The sequence below is a fragment of the Nocardia sp. NBC_01503 genome, from assembly GCF_036327755.1.
Lineage (GTDB): Bacteria > Actinomycetota > Actinomycetes > Mycobacteriales > Mycobacteriaceae > Nocardia.
Genome location: NZ_CP109596.1, coordinates 1393493 through 1410002, shown reverse-complemented (window position 1 = coordinate 1410002; position 16510 = coordinate 1393493). Strand labels below are relative to the sequence as shown.

The following is a 16510-nucleotide window of genomic DNA, read 5'->3' as shown; positions in this document are numbered from 1 at the left end:
CCAGTGCCGGATCGCCGGAGGCAACTCCGGTCGCTCACCAGCCAAGCACCGAACGCGATTCGGATTGGCAGAGACACAAGAAGTAACTCCCAGCGCCAGTCGCCGTTGTCGAGCCCTGTAGAGGGCGGATGGCGGCCTACCCCCGGTACGGAGGCCGGGGCCCCACTCGCGGGGACGGTCAGGGAGCAGACCTCCGCAACCATTAAGGAAATGCCACATGGCACGTCTTATGGGCGTTGATCTCCCGCGCGAAAAGCGCATGGAGATCGCGCTGACTTACATCTTCGGCATTGGTCGCACCCGCGCCAAGGAGATCCTGGAAGCCACCGGTGTCTCCGGTGACATCCGTTCCAAGGACCTCACCGATGAGCAGGTCACGGTTCTACGTGACTACATCGAAAGCTCCGCTCTGAAGGTGGAAGGCGACCTGCGCCGCGAGGTTCAGGCCGACATCCGTCGCAAGATCGAGATCGGCTGCTACCAGGGTCTGCGCCACCGTCGTGGCCTGCCTGTGCGTGGCCAGCGGACCAAGACCAACGCCCGCACGCGCAAGGGTCCGAAGAAGACCGTCGCCGGCAAGAAGAAGTAGGGATAGCGCATGCCTCCGAAGAGCCGGACCTCGGGTCCGAAGAAGACTCAGAAGTCGCGTCGCCGGGATAAGAAGAACGTCCCGCACGGCCACGCGCACATCAAGAGCACGTTCAACAACACCATCGTGTCGATCACCGACCCGGCCGGAAACGTCATCTCTTGGGCGTCCTCGGGCCACGTCGGCTTCAAGGGTTCGCGTAAGTCGACCCCGTTCGCCGCGCAGCTTGCCGCCGAGAACGCTGCCCGCAAGGCGCAGGAGCACGGCGTCAAGAAGGTCGACGTGTTCGTGAAGGGCCCGGGTTCGGGCCGCGAGACCGCGATCCGTTCGCTCCAGGCCGCGGGCCTGGAGGTCGGCACGATCTCCGATGTCACCCCGCAGCCGCACAACGGCTGCCGTCCGCCCAAGCGGCGTCGCGTCTAAGCGGGAAGGAAAAGGTAGAGAATCATGGCTCGCTATACAGGCCCCATCACCCGCAAGTCGCGTCGTCTCCGTGTTGACCTCGTTGGAGGCGACCAGGCGTTCGAGCGTCGTCCTTACCCGCCCGGCCAGCACGGCCGCGCGCGGATCAAGGAATCCGAGTACCTCATGCAGCTGCAGGAGAAGCAGAAGGCTCGCTTCTCGTACGGCGTCATGGAGAAGCAGTTCCGCCGCTACTACGAAGAGGCGAACCGCCAGAAGGGTAAGACCGGCGACAACCTGCTGCGTCTGCTCGAGACCCGTCTGGACAACGTCGTGTACCGCGCCGGTCTGGCCCGTACCCGTCGTCAGGCTCGTCAGCTCGTCAGCCACGGCCACCTCGTGGTCAACGGCGTGAAGGTCGACGTCCCCAGCTACCAGGTTTCCCAGTACGACATCATCGATGTCAAGGAGAAGTCGCTGGGCACCCTGCCTTTCCAGGTTGCGCGCGAAACCGTTGGTGACCGCCCGGTTCCGGGTTGGCTCCAGGTCGTTCCCGGCCGTCTTCGCATTCTGGTGCACCAGCTCCCCGAGCGTGCGCAGATCGATGTTCCGCTGCAGGAACAGCTGATCGTCGAGTTCTACTCGAAGTAATAGGGGCGCTAACGCGCCGCTGGTGGATGACCACAACGTGGGGGCTTCGCCCCCACACCCCCGGCAGGGGGGATCGGGGGCCTAGCCCTCGAAAACCCCCAAAGGTGTTGTGGTACTTCACATTTTCCAGTCGTGAGCGTCAAATAGCGGACGCTCGAAGGAGGAGAAATCCATGCTGATTTCACAGCGACCGACACTGACCGAAGAGGTTGTGTCCGAGAACCGGTCGCGGTTCACCATCGAACCGCTGGAGCCGGGTTTCGGTTACACCCTCGGTAACTCGCTGCGCCGCACGCTGCTGTCCTCGATCCCGGGGGCCGCCGTTACGAGCATTCGTATCGACGGCGTGCTGCACGAGTTCACCACGGTTCCGGGCGTGAAGGAAGATGTCACCGACATCATCCTGAACCTCAAGGGCCTGGTTGTCTCGTCCGAAGAGGACGAGCCGGTCACCATGTACGTCCGCAAGCAGGGCCCGGGCACCGTCACCGGTGGGGATATCGTTCCCCCGGCCGGCGTGACCGTGCACAACCCGGACATGCACATCGCGACCCTGAACGACAAGGGCAAGCTGGAGATCGAGCTCGTTGTCGAGCGCGGTCGCGGCTACGTTCCTGCCGTGCAGAACAAGGCGTCGGGTGCGGAAATCGGCCGGATCCCGGTGGATTCGATCTACTCGCCGGTTCTGAAGGTGACCTACAAGGTCGAGGCGACTCGTGTCGAGCAGCGCACCGACTTCGACCGGCTCATCCTGGATGTCGAGACCAAGAACTCGATCTCCGCTCGGGATGCGCTGGCGTCGGCGGGTAAGACCCTGGTCGAACTGTTCGGTCTCGCTCGCGAGCTGAACGTCGAGGCCGAGGGCATCGAGATCGGCCCGAGCCCGGCCGAGGCGGACCACATCGCCTCGTTCGGTCTGCCGATCGAGGACCTCGATCTGACCGTGCGGTCGTACAACTGCCTCAAGCGCGAGGGAGTGCACACCGTCGGCGAGCTGGTCGCCCGCACCGAATCGGATCTGCTGGATATCCGTAACTTCGGCCAGAAGTCCATCGACGAGGTCAAGGTCAAGCTGCATTCGCTTGGTCTGTCCCTCAAGGACTCCCCGGCCTCCTTCGATCCGTCCTCCGTCGTCGGTTACGACGCGGCGAGCGGCACCTGGAGCGACAGCGGTTCGTTCAGCGACACCGACAGCGGCGAGCAGGACTACGCCGAGACCGAACAGCTTTAGGCCGGATGGGGCGGGCGCCCCGACGGTCTTAGACACAGGAGATTCCAATGCCCAAGCCCAAGAAGGGTGCTCGCTTCGGCGGGTCGGCGTCGCACCAGAAGGCGATCTTCGCCAACCTGGCGACGGCGCTCTTCGAGCACGGTCGCATCACGACCACCGAGTCCAAGGCCAAGGCGCTGCGCCCCTACGCCGAGAAGCTTGTCACCAAGGCGAAGGCCGGCACCCTTGCCGACCGTCGCGAGGTGATGAAGGTGATCCGCTCCAAGGACGTCGTGCACTCCCTGTTCGCGGAGATCGGCCCGTCGTTCGAGGGTCGTGAGGGTGGCTACACCCGCATCATCAAGACCATCCCCCGCAAGGGTGACAACGCTCCGATGGCGATCATCGAGCTGGTCCGCGAGAAGACCGTGACCAACGAGGCCGATCGTGCCCGTCGTGTCGCCGCTTCGCAGAAGGCCACCGAGGCTCCGGCCGAGGAGACCAAGGTCGAAGAGGCCGAGGTCGTCGCCGAGGCTCCGGCCGAGGCCGCTGCCGAGGAGAAGAAGGAAGACTAGTCTTCCCGACTCATTCCATGAGGAAGCCCGCCGTCCCCTCCGGGTCGGCGGGCTTCCTTCATGTTAACCAGGAGATCGCTGTGACCGTGGACGATCAGGCGCCGGAGCCGATTTCGGTTCGGGTACGGCTCGACATCAGCTATGACGGCACCGACTTCACCGGCTGGGCCCGCCAGCCCGGGCTGCGCACCGTGCAGGGCGTACTGGAGGAGGCGCTGAGCAAGGTGCGGCGCGAGCCCATCGCGCTGACCGTGGCCGGGCGCACCGACGCCGGTGTGCACGCGCAGGGCCAGGTCGCGCACTTCGATACGCACGGTGAGGTGGACGCGCCGCGGCTGGTGCACCGGCTGGCACGGTTCCTGCCGAAAGATGTGCGGGTCAAGGATGTTCGGCTCGCTCCGCCGGAGTTCGATGCCCGCTTCTCCGCCATTCGAAGGCATTACGCGTATCGCCTGACCACCGCCCCGTACGGCGCCGAGCCGTTGCAGGCCCGGCATATCGTGCCGTGTCGCCCGGGGGTGGATTTGGAGGCCATGGCGGCCGCATCCCGAAAGCTGTTGGGACTGCATGATTTCGCGGCCTTCTGTCGCCGTCGCGAAGGCGCGACCACCATTCGGGAGCTGCAGCGTTTCGACTGGGAGCGCGAGGGGGAGCTGCTCACCGCGTATGTCTCCGCGGACGCCTTCTGCTGGTCCATGGTGCGCAGTCTGGTCGGTGCGGTGCTCTCGGTCGGCGAGGGTCGCCGGACGCCGGAGTGGGTCGGCGCTTTGCTGAACGAACGGGAGCGCGCCAGTGCGGTGACGGTCGCCCCGGCGCATGGTTTGAGTCTTATCGCGGTGGACTATCCGGACGATTCGGACTTGGCCGCACGCAATGCGGAGACTCGCGAAATGCGCACTGTGCCCGATTCTTCCGGTTGCTGCGGCGATTGAGCCCTATCTCGTTCGAATTCTCCTATCGCGGAGCATGATTGGAGAATTCGCCGGATTTCGAGGAACCGGGGGACTGATCGATGCGTATCGGCATCGATTCCGGATCTCACCGTGAATCCTCAACTCCGCCGTGAGGATTCGTTCTGCAAGTTGCATGTCGACCGGGTGACGGTCCCTGCCGGCGCGGCGCAGTGGATCAGACACACCGGCGAAATCGGACGTTCGGTCCGAAAGTTGGAATATGTGAAGGGATTTCGACTTTCACTCCGCCCAAGAGTGCGACAATCGGCCAATGAGCGGCGGCTTGGAACCCGCAGTGGTGGAGGTGCGGTCCATGCCCGAGGTCACCGAACAGGAGACCTTCGAGCAGTGGGAGGCCGCGGTGGCGCAGGCATATGTGCCACTGGTGGTGACGCCGGTGCGATCCGGCGACTTTCGGGCCCGAATAGTGCAGTCCCGGTTCGACGATATGGATGTCTCGACCGTCACCGCGAGCGGTCAGCACATCACCCGCATCCCCCGGCTGATCCACGAACCGGAGGAACCGATCCTGTTCGCCACCGTGACCACACACGGGCGCGGCTGGTTGTCCCAGGACGGTCGCGTCGGTGAGATGGCCGACGGCGGTCTCATGCTCTACGTGAGTTCGCGGCCCTTCACCGCGCACTTCGATCAGAACTGGGGCGTGGTGGCGGTGCAGGTGCCGCTGTCGCAGGTGGTGGGTGCCTCCGGGGTCGCCTCGGATCGGTTGCCGACGGCGGTGCGCTTTCCGCCGGAGGGTGCGGCCGGAATCGTGGGCCGATTCTTCTGCGGGCTGGCGCAATTGCAGTACACCGCGCCGGAGCAGGCGGCGGTGCTGGCCCGGCACGGCACCGGTTTGCTGGCCTCGGTGGTGCAGTTGGCGGCGGGCCATGTGCCGCATGAGGAACCGGGGCAGGTGCTCACCAAACAGCAGGCGCTGGCATACATCCAGCAGCATTACGCCGATCCCGGACTCACGGTGGATCGGGTGGCCGCGGCCTGCGCGGTCTCGCGGCGCACGCTGTATCGCCTGTTCGAGGATGGTGAGGACGGGCTGGCGGTGCTGCTGCGGCGCATGCGGATCGAGCGCGCGCTCGCACTGATCCGGACAGATCCGACCAGGCCGCTGCTCTCCATCGCGCGGGCCGCCGGATTCGTCTCCGAACGGCAGTTCTATCGGGCCTTCAAACGCGAAATCGGAATGACACCGGGCGAATTCCGCACCGTACACGCATGATTCGCTATGCGGTTCGCGAATCGTGTCCCCCGGCCCGGCGCATCGTGCGCGCGGTGGTGTCAAACCCGCCTGACGTCAATAGTCAGTGAGTTGGCACGGCAGGGCAGTCACACCGTGGCAACCCGTGTGAATACTGGTGGGGCGCTGGGTTCGCGCCGCTCACGGCTTCGGCACGGTCGTCGATGAAGCCGATGTGCCTGGTCGAGTGATGCGGGCACGCCGTCCGGTCGTTGTCGAGCCGCCGACGACCGGACCGGCGTACTGCCCGGAATTATCTGGTAACTGGTCCGTTTCGCCGGGTTCAAACAGGTTCAATACATGTTTGCTGGAGTCCGGGGGATGGGATGATGCTGGAGTGGGAAACGCGGCAACCGCCAGCACCGAGGTCTGTTCGAGCTCGGATACTTCGGCGCGCCAGGCGTTCGAGCAGTGGGAGGCCATCGTCTCCGACGCCGTGCTGCCCTCATCCATCGAGCCGCTGGCCTCCGGTCACTGGCATGGAAAAGTGAGCACCACGCAGTTCGATCGCTCCAGTTTCACCCTCATGTCCGCCAGCGCGCAGCGCGTTATGCGCACCCGGCGGCAGATCGAACAGGCCAGCGCCGAGTTCCTGCTGGTGAATATTGTTGTGGAGGGCTCGAACTGGACCGAGCAGAACGGCCGGGTGGCCGATAGCCCCGCCGGTTCCATCGTCTTCTTCGACAGCGCCCGTCCGCTGGACAGTCGCACCACCGATAACGCGGTCTCGGCCATCGTGCGCGCACCCATGCACCTGGTGCTCGAGCACGCCGGTCTGGTGCGCGATGAACTGCCACTCGCCACGCCGATGCCCACCACCGGTGCGCTCGGCGTGGTGGCCAGCTTCTTCCGCGGTCTGGCCGAGTTGCCGCCCGATGAGACCACCCAGGCCGCAACGGTTCTGGATTCGGAGATCGCGGGCATGCTCTCCTCCGCGGTGCTGCTGGCCACCGGGCGCAGCTCACCCGCCCCCTCGGATTCGCTGTATACGCGTCAGCAGGTGCTGGCCTATCTTCGTAAGCGCTATACCGATCCGGAGCTCACGGTGGACGAGGTGGCACATGCCTGCCTGGTCTCGCGACGCACGCTGTATCGCCTCTGTGAGGGCTTCGGCGGCCCGGCGGCGCTGGTTCGCCGGATGCGGGTGGAGCATGCCCGGCGACTGCTGCGCGCCGATATGAACCGTCCACTGGCCGCGGTGGCGGCGGCCTCCGGATTCGCCACCGACCGGCACTTCTATCGCGCCTTCCGCGATGAGACCGGGCAGACGCCCGGCCAATTCCGCGCCAAATTGGACCCAGGCACACCGCGTCGGTAGCTCGGCACGGGATGTCGCTGCACCCGGCAGCCGTTCGGCGAAGGGTGATGGCACAGATCATCCCGATTGTGTCGAAGGGAGCCGAGGTGCCGACGAAGGTGCGGGTAGCAGCCGTCCAAGCCGAACCGCGGTGGCTGGATCTGCGTGCGGGCGTCCAGCAGGCAATCGAGCTCATCGAGGCGGCGGCCGCCGGCGGCGCGCAGCTGGTCGCGTTCCCGGAGACCTTCCTGCCCGGTTATCCGTGGTGGCTGTGGCTGGATTCGGTGAGCTGGGGGCAGGGCTTCTTCGCGCGCTACCGCACCAACTCATTGACCGTGGGGCGCACCGAGTTTCGGCGGATCGCCGATGCCGCGCGCCGGCATCGCATCCATGTGGTGCTCGGCTTCAGCGAGCGCTGTGGGAGTTCGCTGTACATGTCGCAGTGCCTCATCGACGATCGGGGTGTCCTGGCGGGGGTGCGGCGCAAGCCGGAGCTGACCCCGTTGGAGCACAGGATCTTTCGCGCCGGTGAGATCACCGAACCGTATGTCTTCCGCACCGATATCGGCCGCATCGGCGTTCAAGGCGGCTCCGAGCAACTGCATCTGCCCGCGCGCCGGGAGCTGGAGCGCACCGGTGCACAGGTGCATATCGTTTCCTGGCCCGGATTCATCATCGCCCGGGATGTGGATTGGGGTGTGCGCGTGAACAATGCGGCCACGCTCTGGTACGCGGTGGTCGGTAATCTGAATGTGATCGCGGCCTGTTCGGTGATGGATGTGGCGGGTAGTGAGAGTCGGCGTGGCGGTGTGGAACCGGCCAAACAGCTGGTGCGCGGCCCCGGTGGACATTCGCGCATTTACGCGCCGGGTGGTGCGGAGTTGGCGAGTCCGCTGCCCGGGCACGAACAGGGAATCCTGTACGCGGACTTGGAGTTGGACCTGAGTTGCGAGTCCGCTGCTTAGCGCTTTCTCCGAGCAGAGGTGGCGCGTTCCGTCAATCCAGGGCCGCAGTGATTTTCGGCTATTGGCCGTGCGTTGGTGAATCTGACACACTGCCCGGTATTCGGTCGGGTAGAGGCCGTCGATGGTTGTCGAGGGATGGGGAGTGGAGCGGTTCGAGGAAGTCAATCGGGTCGAGGTGCGATCCGGATCGGAAGCGACGGCGATGGAGGCTTTCGAGCGCTGGGAAGCGCATGTGAGTGCGGCCTATGTGCCACTTGCGGTTTCACCGACGCCGAGTGGGCTGTTTCGCGGCCATATCGAGCATGCGCGATATGGCGACATGGATCTCACGGTGGTCGGTTCGACACCACAACAGATCCATCGCACCGGCCGGTTGATTGCGCGTACCGAGGACGAGTTCCTTCTCGCAAGCATTCCGCTTTCCGGTAGTGCGCGACTGCGTCAGGACGATCGAGTAGCGGAAGTCGCGCCCGGCGGGATCGTGTTCTACGACACTTCGCGGCCATACGAGTGGGAATTCGGCGAGGAGTGGGAGCAGGTCGTTCTGCAGGTTCCGCTGAGCAAGCTACGCGAGCGCTACGGCATCATCGACTCGGAAGTGCCTACCGCGAAACACTTTTCGAGTGAAAGCGCGCCCGGTGTGGTCGCGCAATTCTTCCGAGGTGTTGCGGGATTACGTCGCAATGATCCCGGTGGTGCGGCGCTGCTGGCCGAACCCGGGATGGATCTGCTGGCAGCGGCGGTGGTGGCGGCCTCGGGCGGGGTGCCGCGGGACCAGTCCGCCGATGCGTTGAATCGGCAGCGGGTGTTGAGCTTCATGCGTGACAACTGCGCGGATCCGGACCTCGGAGTTGATCGAATCGCCGAAGGTTGCCGAATGTCTCGGCGTACGCTCTATCGGGTGTTCAGCGAGTTCGAGGGGGGTCCGGGAGCGGTGTTGCGGCGCATGCGAATCGAACGTTCCTGCGAGTTGTTGCGCACCGCACCGCAGTTGCCGCTGTCCGCGGTTGCGAAGGCCTCGGGTTTCCTCACCGAGCGCAGCTTCTATCGTTCCTTCCGCACGGAAATGGGCACGACGCCCGGCGCATTCCGTACATTGCCTTGAACTGTTTATTGCTATAAACACCGCAGTGGCATGAACAGTCCGTAAAGCGGCACACTCGGCCATGGTGTGCGCTGTTGTCATTGGCAAGAGTCGAATTCCATGAGGGAAATGGGATGAGGCGAACGGTGCGAGTGGCGGCGATCCAGGCCGAGCCGAAATGGCTTCGGTTATCGGAGGGAGCCGAGCAGGTTGTCGAACTGATCGGTCACGCCGCCGCCGCGGGGGCTCGCCTGGTCGCATTCCCCGAGACCTTTCTACCTGGATTTCCCTGGTGGCGCTGGGTTGATTCCAATCAGTGGAACGCGGAATACTCCACCCGCTGCCGGGAGAATTCGATGACCCGCGATGGCGCCGAAATGCGCCGAATCACCGCCGCCGCAAGGGATCACGGGGTGCAAGTGGTTCTCGGCTTCGGGGAACGGCAGGATCGCCGAATCTATATGGCACAGGCCGTAATCGACGAGAATGGCGACATCGTCTCGGTGCGCCGCAAGGCCGGGCTGAACAGTATCGAACGCAAGGTATTCGCCTCCGGCACGCCGAATCTCCCGACCGTGCAGCACGGTGTCATCGGCAAGGTGGGTGCGCTGTCCGGGCAGGAGAATCAGCGTCCGCTGCTCACCCGGGCATTGCGCGCCGATGAGGAGCAGATTCATATCGCGGCGTGGCCGGGTCATCCGGAAGGTGATGTACCGGGACCGGATTCGGCACCCACCGTCAGTCGTATGTACGCCCTGGAGGCGCACGCGTATGTGGTGGCGCCGTGCGCGGTGGTCGGCTCCGCGGCCTGGGATCGGCGCGCGCCGCAGACCCGGCGCAGCACCGGTCAGGCGCGCATCTACGGTGCGAGCGGTACGGATATCGTCACGCCGCTCACCGAGGGCGTGGAGGGCATTCTGTACGCCGATCTGGAGGTCGGTTCGGTGGCTCCGGACCGGCGCGAGGTGGATCTGGCACCGCGGCATCGGGCGCGGCGGGGGCAGCAGGCCGCGCGGACCGCACCGCCGCGGCGGCTGGGCGCGGACCGCTGGGCGGTGCCTCTCATTCGCGGAACGGGTCCGGACGGAATGGCCGCCTGCTGAAGGGCGTGGGTGCGATCCGGCATCGGGGTCTGCGGCACCAGAGCGGGAGGATGTCCCACCCTTATGGTGCGGGTACCATAACCCTATGGGCTTGAAGAAGACGACGGTTATGGTCGACGAGGCGGACCTCGCGTTGGTGAAGTTGGCCGCCGCGCGCGAAGGGCGACCGGAGTCCGAGTATTTTCGGGAAGCTTTTCATCTGGCCGCGATGCGCACTCGTCGATGGGATGAGGCGTTGGATATCCCTGTTCTCGACTACGGGCATGCGGTGACGGCGGATGAGATCGACAGCGCTGTGCGAGAAGCGATCGCCGACACCGAATCTGATGCTGGATGATCGTGATTGGCGACACCTCGGGTCTGGTCGCCGCTTTCAACTCCGCGGATCCCGAGCATGTCGGTGCGCGCGCCGCGCTGCAGCAGGCTGCACTGATCATCGTCTCACCACTCGTTTTGCTGGAAGTCGAGCACATCACCACCCGAAATATCAATCGTCAAGCCGCTTACGCGGTCAACGATTGGTTGCTGGCGCACGAGCGCACCGGACGCATCGAGGTACCTGTGGTCTCGGCCGATCTGTTGCGGATCGCTCGCAAGGTGCAGAACAAGTACCTGGCTCTGTGTCTGGATCTCACCGACGCCACTAATGTCTCGTTGGCCGAACGGTACGAAACCGTGGAGGTGTTGACGCTCGACCGGCGCGATTTTCGCGCAGTCGCTCCACTCACCGGTCAAACCGCGTTCCGCCTATTGCCCGATGATCTCTAGCCGGTGTGGCGCCCAGCCTCTCCATGCCGGGATGATGAAGGCGACCTCATGGTGCGGGTCGGCGGATGTGGTACGCCGGATGCGGCTCGATCATGCGCGAAACCTGCTGTGTGCGCCCGGTTTCCGCTCACCGGCGACGATCGCCGGGGTGTCCGGGTTCGCCGATGAGCGGAATTTCTACCGGGTCTTCCGGCAGGAGATGGGTATGACCCTGGAGTTCTGGGCCGAGTCGGTGTAGCTCAGGAGCGGACCAGGCGCGCGATGGCGTCGGTGGCTTCCTTGATCTTGGCCTCGGCCTCGGGGCCGCCCGCGATGGCGGCATCGACGACACAGTGGCTGATGTGATCCTCGAGCAGGCCCATGGCGACCGCCTGTAGGGCCTTGGTCATGGCCGAGACCTGGGTGAGGATATCGATGCAGTACTTCTCCTCCTCGACCATGCGCTGCAGGCCGCGGGATTGGCCTTCGATACGGCGCAGGCGCTTGAGGTAGTCGTCCTTGGCGGTGATGTAGCCGTGCGAGGCGTGATCGTGGCAGGACTCATCGGTCCCGGTCACGGCGGCGGATTCGGTTGTGGCGGTCTGTTCGCTGGTCACCGACGATTTCCTCACTCCCGGCATCAATACCCCCCTAGGGTACATGTTCCGGTCCGGTGGCACCACTCGCGCACGCATACGCGAGAATCTGGGCCATGAGTTCGGATCCTCGGGCCACGCTGGCCATTATCGGCGGCAGCGGGTTCTACGACTTCTTCGGTGACGATGCCACCACGGTGGAGCTCGAGACGCCCTACGGTGCTCCGAGCGCGCCCATCACGATCGGACAGGTCCAGGGGCGATCGGTCGCCTTCCTGCCCCGGCACGGGCGTAAGCACGAGTACTCGCCGCACACCGTGCCCTATCGCGCCAATATGTGGGCGCTGCGCAGCCTCGGTGTGCGCCGGATCTTCGGACCCTGTGCGGTCGGCAGCCTGCGCGCCGACTGGGGGCCGGGCACCGTGGCCGTACCGGACCAGCTGGTGGATCGCACCTCCGGGCGCGAGCAGACCTTCTATGACGCCGGCGGCGTGCACGTCTCCTTCGCCGATCCGTACTGCGGTGAGCTGCGTAGCGCCGCCATCGCGGCGGCGGGCACCGAACTGCCGATGCGGGATCACGGCACCATGGTCGTGGTGCAGGGGCCGCGCTTCTCCACCCGCGCGGAGAGCCAGTGGTTCGCCGGGCTCGGCTGGGAGCTGGTCAATATGACCGGGCATCCAGAGGCCGTCCTCGCCCGGGAGCTCGAAATGTGCTACTCCGCAATCGCTCTCGTCACCGACCTGGACGCGGGTGTCGAGTCCGGACACGGTGTCAGCGCGGTCGACGTCTTCGCCGAATTCGAGCGCAATCTGGTGCCGTTCAAGGCGCTCGTCGGTCGCGCCATCGCCAATGTCGAGGGTGAGGACACCTGCGATGTCTGCCGCGTGCTGACCGGTACCGGCGTGCAGCTGCCCTTCGAACTGCCGTAGTCGGCTGCCGCATCCGGCGTCGGGCGTTCAGTCCCCGAGCCGCGCGGCTATGGCGAAGCCCCAGCTCACCGGCCCGGTCCGCATCCGCGGCCCGGGCCGCACCCTTGCCGCCGGGCGCACCCCCGGCGGCCGTCGCCTAGGCTGGAAGCCATGAGCGAAGGCGGACCGCAGGCCGACCGGACGCGAGTTCTGCTGACCGGGGCGGCAGGCTATATCGGCTCCCATGTGTATCGCGCGCTACTGGCCGCCGGGCACGAGGTGATCGCCGTCGACAATCTTCTGGACTCGGTCCACGGCATCAATCCGACTGCCCCCGAAGGCGTTTCCCGCGTCGATATTCGCAATCCCGAAGCGCTCGAGCCGCTGCTGCGCGGTGTGGACGTGGTTTGCCACCTGGCCGCCGCGGTTCCCGTGCCGGACCTGCCGGGCACCACTCCGGGCCGGTGGGTGCCGCCGCGACCGGTATCCGGCCGGGCCGATAAACCGGACGGACCGGACCGGCCGGATGCCGCCAGGGAGCCGGATGCGATGACGGAAGCGGGGGATGGCGATCGGCCGGCCGGATACGGTGCCTTGCGCGCCGCGGGCGGTGTGGAACCCTGTGGGTGCGTACAGACTTCGGCTGGACGGCGCGAGGATGTCGGGCATGGGGCCGGGCCCTGTGTACGCGGACCGGCCGATGGTGGACGGGAATCGGCGCGGTCCGGGCCCCTGGAGATGCAGCGGGCGGCGGTGTACGCCACGCACAATGACGCCGGGACCGCGGTGTTGCTGGCGGCCATGGAGCGGGCGGGCGTACGGCGGCTGGTACTGGCCTCCTCGGTCGCGGTGTACGGCGAGGGCCGGTATCGGGCGGGACGGCAGGGACCGTTCTTTCCGGGATTGCGGCGGCGGGCGGACCTGGATCGGGGACTGTTCGATCATCGCGCACCGCGCACCGGGGACCTGCTGACCTGGGAATCACTCGGCGAGGACGCGCCGCTGCGACCCCGGAGCGCTTATGCGGCAAGCAAAGTCGCGCAGGAGCATTACGCGCTCGCCTGGGTGGCCAGCACCGGATCGGCGGCGACCGTGTTGCGATACCACCATGTCTACGGTGCCCCGGTCGACGACGGGCGCACAGTGCGATCGGCGGAAGCCGGTGTGGTGTCGCGCTTCCGGGCCGATCTGCTGGCCGGGCGACCGCCCCGGGTGTTCGAAGACGGCGGGCAAGTAAGGGATTTCGTGCATGTGCGCGATGTCGCCGCGGCCACGGTGGCCGCGGTGCAGCGGCGGCTCGCCGGATTCGTACCGCTGAATATCGCCTCGGGGCAGCCGCTCACGCTGTGGGAGGTGGCCGCCATAATGGCCAAGGCGCTGGACGGGCCCACGCCGGTGGTGACCGGGCAGTACCGGATCACCGATATCCGGCATCTGGTCGCGAATCCCGAACGTGCCAGGCACGCACTGGAATTCAGCGCGCGTACCGGTCCGGGAGCGGGACTGTCCGGCTACGCCACTACATCGGCTGGGCGCTAGTGCCCTGGAGGGTTCATGCGGAACCCACCCGTCGGTTCGGCGCGCTTTCGGTCGGAGAGCATTCGATTGGCATAGGTACGCCGGTGTGCGTCGCGGCCGAGCACATGCCGGGATGACGGGGTGTGGTGCGCGGGTGGCGGGGATGTGGCGCGGCCTTTCCGGAATCGTGGTGGACGCGGCTTAGGCTCGGCGGGTGAGCACTCCACTGCGGCTAGAGGTAATCGTTGCCAGTGTGCGCCCGGAGCGGTTCGCACCGGTGGTCGCGGACTGGTTTCTGCGGGCGGCGCGGGCGGACGGGCAATTCGAGGTGGGCGTCATCGATCTGATCGATACGCCGCTGCCGTTGGATCTGGGTGTGACGCCGGAGTCGCGGGCCTACTGCGAAAGGATCGCCGCCGCAGACGCTTTCGCGGTGGTGACCTCGGAGTACAACCACGGATATCCGGCCTCGCTGAAGACCGCGCTCGATACCGCGAAGCGGGAGTGGCGGGCCAAGCCGATCGGATTCGTGAGTTATGGCGGGTTGTCGGGCGGGCTGCGTGCCGTCGAGCAACTCCGCCAAGTCGTGGCCGAAATCCATATGGTTTCCATTCGGGAGACCGTGAGCTTCCATGAAGCCAAGCGGAAATTCGATGCCGCCGGGGAGACTCGGGACGGCGCGGCGATCGACGCGGCGGCGCGCCTACTGCGCCAACTCGGCTGGTGGGGAAGGACTTTGCGCGATGCCCGCGCGACGGACCCCTACCCCGGCTGACCGCGTGGTCGCGGCGTGCGGCGGTAGCCCGGCAGCCCGGTCGGCCGCGTAGTCGCGACACGGCCACCGAACCGGCCGACCGCGTATGACCGATGAGGAGGGGGCCGGTCCAGCCGCGCTGACCCGGCACACGGCCGCTGAACCGGCCGACCGCGTACGGCCGATCGGCTCGGTCAGCCGGGCTGACCGGCCATGGCGGTGGCGGCGCGGGGCTGGCCGATGTAGGTGGATTCGCGGGGGATGGAGACCAGGTTCAACTCGACGTGGGTGGTGCCGGTGCGCAGGGTGACGCGATTGCCCGCCGCGCTCGGTTGCACGATGGACAGGTCAGGTCGCGCGCCGGGCCAGCCCAGCGGGTCACCGGCCAGGTAGATGGTGGTGATTCCGGCATGTGGGGCGGGTGCGAGGACGCCGTCCACCAGTACCGCGGTGAACCCGGAGTCCGATTCGTGGGTATCGGCGGCCAGGGTCAGTCGCTCCGGGTTGCCGATGGTGGTGATGAGCTGCTCCCACACCTGCGGGCGTTCGGTGCGCAGCAGCACGCGTTCGCCCACCGCCAGTGCGCGGAATACCAGCTGCTGTGCCAAATACAGTTCACCGGCGACGTAAACGCTCGAAATGCCCTGTCCCACCACGCGGACGGCGACGCCATTGCCCTCATCATCGGAGCCGACCAGCTGTCCGCAGCCCGCCGAAGGCAATTCGACGGCGGTGATATCGGCGATCGCACGCTCCTCGGTGGGGATGGTGTCGTCCATTCCCGGTGCCGCGAGCGGCAATTGCGCGAGCAGGCCCTCGCGGTGCCGTCCGTTCATGGAGATCATGTGTGGCTGCAGTTGATCCTCGGGCAGTTCCCGGGCCGTGAGCCGCCAGGCCGCACCGATATGCACCGTCTCCGCCGAGCTGCCCGGTCGCAGCCGCACCGCCACGGTGGTGCCGCGCGAGGCCGGAACCCACAGGCGCGCAAGCTGTTCGGAGTCGAGTCGGCTGGGCGGTACCGCCGCTCCGATATTGACGCTGTTGCCGAGTTCGGCGTAGCGCCAGTGCTGGGTGAGTTCGCGTGGGTCGACCCCGGCGGTGATTTGCAGTGTCGCCTTGGTGATTTCGGGTGCGGTGAGAATTCGCGCCGCGCAACCGGCGTCCTCCAGGGTGCGCAGGACGCGCTGGGTGGCGATGGTGACCGCCCGGCACGCGCCGTGCAGTCCGCCGCCGCGCCGATCGGCGGCATCCGGGCAGCGCAGCGGATCGAAGGCGATGGCCAGCCAGACCGTGCGGTGCGCCGTGGCGGGCAGTGGGCCGATCAGGGATTCGTAGATGGCCCCGGCGGGTGTACCGGAGCGGCTGCGGTGACCGTGCGAGACGATATCGATACCGGCGAGCAGAATATCGTGCTGGCCAAGGCTTTTCGCGAGTTCGGGCAGTGGCAGCAGATGTGCCGATTGTACGGTGCTGCGGCCGAGCCGGGTGAGTCCGCCCCTGGGTGGGAGTACCTCGACCACGGCGACCACGCGGCTGCCGTCGCGGAAGAGTCCGAGGGAGCGGCCATCGGGCGCGTGGAAGTCGATGAGGTCGGCTACGGGTCGGGGGCGGCGGGCGCGGAAGCGCATTCGGGTGCCGATCCACTCGGAAACTGGTCGTTTGCCAATTGGCAACAAAAAGACCAGTCCGAATGCTATGGCCACACCCAGCGCCACCCGGAACGGCACTCCGCACACCACCGCGACGAACAGTGCGACCACCGCGGCCGACTGCGCGACCAGCAGGTTCGGTATGCCCGTTCGGGCCATCGTCTGCCCCCAATTGCCGGACCCGGCGGTGCGAAATTCGTGGCCGAGTGCGAATGCGGATTCCCGGGAACTGTACTGTGTGCGGCGAACGC

Annotated in this window: 19 protein-coding genes; 17 read left to right on the top strand and 2 right to left on the bottom strand. The window is 66.3% G+C overall.

Going from position 1 to position 16510, the window contains the following annotated elements; all coding sequences use genetic code 11:
* Positions 1-217: 217 nt before the first annotated feature.
* From rpsM to OHB26_RS06560, 14 genes are all read left to right on the top strand, one after another.
* Positions 218-589, top strand: coding sequence for a 30S ribosomal protein S13 (rpsM, locus tag OHB26_RS06625; protein WP_067561705.1), 372 nt, complete (start codon positions 218-220; stop codon positions 587-589).
* Positions 590-598: 9 nt separating this feature from the next.
* A complete protein-coding gene (gene rpsK / locus OHB26_RS06620) occupies positions 599-1012 on the top strand; it encodes a 30S ribosomal protein S11 (protein WP_067561707.1) in 414 nt (137 codons plus the stop codon).
* A gap of 24 nt (positions 1013-1036) precedes the next feature.
* Positions 1037-1642 carry a 30S ribosomal protein S4 gene (rpsD, locus tag OHB26_RS06615; protein ID WP_067561710.1) on the top strand — a complete coding sequence of 202 codons (606 nt, stop codon included), beginning with the start codon at positions 1037-1039 and terminating at the stop codon, positions 1640-1642.
* Positions 1643-1814: 172 nt separating this feature from the next.
* Positions 1815-2873 carry a DNA-directed RNA polymerase subunit alpha gene (locus OHB26_RS06610; protein ID WP_067561714.1) on the top strand — a complete coding sequence of 353 codons (1059 nt, stop codon included), beginning with the start codon at positions 1815-1817 and terminating at the stop codon, positions 2871-2873.
* Between the two features lie 47 nt (positions 2874-2920).
* On the top strand, positions 2921-3427 hold the full coding sequence (rplQ, locus tag OHB26_RS06605) for a 50S ribosomal protein L17 (protein WP_330183338.1): 507 nt from the start codon (positions 2921-2923) through the stop codon (positions 3425-3427).
* A gap of 80 nt (positions 3428-3507) precedes the next feature.
* The gene (gene truA / locus OHB26_RS06600) at positions 3508-4359 is read left to right on the top strand and encodes a tRNA pseudouridine(38-40) synthase TruA (protein WP_330183337.1); all 852 of its coding nucleotides are present in this window, start codon (positions 3508-3510) and stop codon (positions 4357-4359) included.
* A 292-nt stretch (positions 4360-4651) separates the two neighbouring features.
* Complete coding sequence (locus tag OHB26_RS06595; protein WP_330183336.1) at positions 4652-5617, top strand: helix-turn-helix domain-containing protein; 966 nt, start codon at positions 4652-4654, stop codon at positions 5615-5617.
* A 355-nt stretch (positions 5618-5972) separates the two neighbouring features.
* Positions 5973-6953: a helix-turn-helix transcriptional regulator gene (locus tag OHB26_RS06590; RefSeq protein ID WP_330183335.1), complete on the top strand. Its 981-nt coding sequence runs from the start codon at positions 5973-5975 to the stop codon at positions 6951-6953.
* Positions 6954-7021: 68 nt separating this feature from the next.
* Positions 7022-7897, top strand: coding sequence for a nitrilase-related carbon-nitrogen hydrolase (locus OHB26_RS06585; RefSeq protein WP_330183334.1), 876 nt, complete (start codon positions 7022-7024; stop codon positions 7895-7897).
* A 121-nt stretch (positions 7898-8018) separates the two neighbouring features.
* Complete coding sequence (locus OHB26_RS06580; protein WP_330183333.1) at positions 8019-9002, top strand: AraC family transcriptional regulator; 984 nt, start codon at positions 8019-8021, stop codon at positions 9000-9002.
* Positions 9003-9115: 113 nt separating this feature from the next.
* Positions 9116-10084 carry a nitrilase-related carbon-nitrogen hydrolase gene (locus tag OHB26_RS06575; protein WP_330183332.1) on the top strand — a complete coding sequence of 323 codons (969 nt, stop codon included), beginning with the start codon at positions 9116-9118 and terminating at the stop codon, positions 10082-10084.
* An 85-nt stretch (positions 10085-10169) separates the two neighbouring features.
* Positions 10170-10421, top strand: a complete 252-nt coding sequence (locus OHB26_RS06570) for a CopG family transcriptional regulator (protein ID WP_330183331.1) — start codon at positions 10170-10172, stop codon at positions 10419-10421.
* On the top strand, positions 10418-10852 hold the full coding sequence (locus OHB26_RS06565; protein ID WP_330183330.1) for a type II toxin-antitoxin system VapC family toxin: 435 nt from the start codon (positions 10418-10420) through the stop codon (positions 10850-10852). Before OHB26_RS06570 ends, OHB26_RS06565 begins: the two co-directional genes overlap by 4 nt.
* Positions 10842-11090, top strand: a complete 249-nt coding sequence (locus OHB26_RS06560; protein ID WP_330183329.1) for a helix-turn-helix domain-containing protein — start codon at positions 10842-10844, stop codon at positions 11088-11090. The genes OHB26_RS06565 and OHB26_RS06560 overlap by 11 nt, the downstream gene beginning before the upstream one ends.
* 1 nt (position 11091) lies before the next feature.
* Here OHB26_RS06560 and OHB26_RS06555 read toward each other — a convergent pair whose 3' ends face one another.
* Positions 11092-11409 (bottom strand): metal-sensitive transcriptional regulator, encoded by a 318-nt coding sequence (locus OHB26_RS06555; RefSeq protein WP_330185524.1) that lies wholly within the window; start codon positions 11407-11409, stop codon positions 11092-11094.
* A gap of 134 nt (positions 11410-11543) precedes the next feature.
* Between OHB26_RS06555 and OHB26_RS06550 the strand changes: the two genes are divergently transcribed.
* The 3 genes from OHB26_RS06550 to OHB26_RS06540 all read left to right on the top strand — a co-directional run bounded on the left by OHB26_RS06550 (position 11544) and on the right by OHB26_RS06540 (position 14631).
* Positions 11544-12359, top strand: coding sequence for an S-methyl-5'-thioadenosine phosphorylase (locus OHB26_RS06550; protein ID WP_330183328.1), 816 nt, complete (start codon positions 11544-11546; stop codon positions 12357-12359).
* A gap of 150 nt (positions 12360-12509) precedes the next feature.
* Complete coding sequence (locus OHB26_RS06545) at positions 12510-13877, top strand: NAD-dependent epimerase/dehydratase family protein (protein WP_330183327.1); 1368 nt, start codon at positions 12510-12512, stop codon at positions 13875-13877.
* A gap of 193 nt (positions 13878-14070) precedes the next feature.
* The gene (locus OHB26_RS06540) at positions 14071-14631 is read left to right on the top strand and encodes an NADPH-dependent FMN reductase (RefSeq protein WP_330183326.1); all 561 of its coding nucleotides are present in this window, start codon (positions 14071-14073) and stop codon (positions 14629-14631) included.
* 173 nt (positions 14632-14804) lie between these two features.
* Here the strand turns inward: OHB26_RS06540 and eccE are convergent, their stop codons facing one another.
* Positions 14805-16418, bottom strand: a complete 1614-nt coding sequence (eccE, locus tag OHB26_RS06535) for a type VII secretion protein EccE (protein WP_330183325.1) — start codon at positions 16416-16418, stop codon at positions 14805-14807.
* Positions 16419-16510: the final 92 nt, after the last annotated feature.

Coding starts and splice junctions, on each gene's coding strand:
- OHB26_RS06550 (WP_330183328.1), top strand. CDS start 11,544: ATGAGTTCGGATCCTCGGGCCACGCTGGCCATTATCGGCGGCAGCGGG.
- OHB26_RS06545 (WP_330183327.1), top strand. CDS start 12,510: ATGAGCGAAGGCGGACCGCAGGCCGACCGGACGCGAGTTCTGCTGACC.
- OHB26_RS06580 (WP_330183333.1), top strand. CDS start 8,019: ATGGTTGTCGAGGGATGGGGAGTGGAGCGGTTCGAGGAAGTCAATCGG.
- OHB26_RS06565 (WP_330183330.1), top strand. CDS start 10,418: ATGATCGTGATTGGCGACACCTCGGGTCTGGTCGCCGCTTTCAACTCC.
- rpsM (WP_067561705.1), top strand. CDS start 218: ATGGCACGTCTTATGGGCGTTGATCTCCCGCGCGAAAAGCGCATGGAG.
- eccE (WP_330183325.1), bottom strand. CDS start 16,418: ATGGCCCGAACGGGCATACCGAACCTGCTGGTCGCGCAGTCGGCCGCG.
- rpsD (WP_067561710.1), top strand. CDS start 1,037: ATGGCTCGCTATACAGGCCCCATCACCCGCAAGTCGCGTCGTCTCCGT.
- OHB26_RS06595 (WP_330183336.1), top strand. CDS start 4,652: ATGAGCGGCGGCTTGGAACCCGCAGTGGTGGAGGTGCGGTCCATGCCC.
- rplQ (WP_330183338.1), top strand. CDS start 2,921: ATGCCCAAGCCCAAGAAGGGTGCTCGCTTCGGCGGGTCGGCGTCGCAC.
- OHB26_RS06575 (WP_330183332.1), top strand. CDS start 9,116: ATGAGGCGAACGGTGCGAGTGGCGGCGATCCAGGCCGAGCCGAAATGG.
- OHB26_RS06610 (WP_067561714.1), top strand. CDS start 1,815: ATGCTGATTTCACAGCGACCGACACTGACCGAAGAGGTTGTGTCCGAG.
- rpsK (WP_067561707.1), top strand. CDS start 599: ATGCCTCCGAAGAGCCGGACCTCGGGTCCGAAGAAGACTCAGAAGTCG.
- OHB26_RS06560 (WP_330183329.1), top strand. CDS start 10,842: ATGATCTCTAGCCGGTGTGGCGCCCAGCCTCTCCATGCCGGGATGATG.
- OHB26_RS06570 (WP_330183331.1), top strand. CDS start 10,170: ATGGGCTTGAAGAAGACGACGGTTATGGTCGACGAGGCGGACCTCGCG.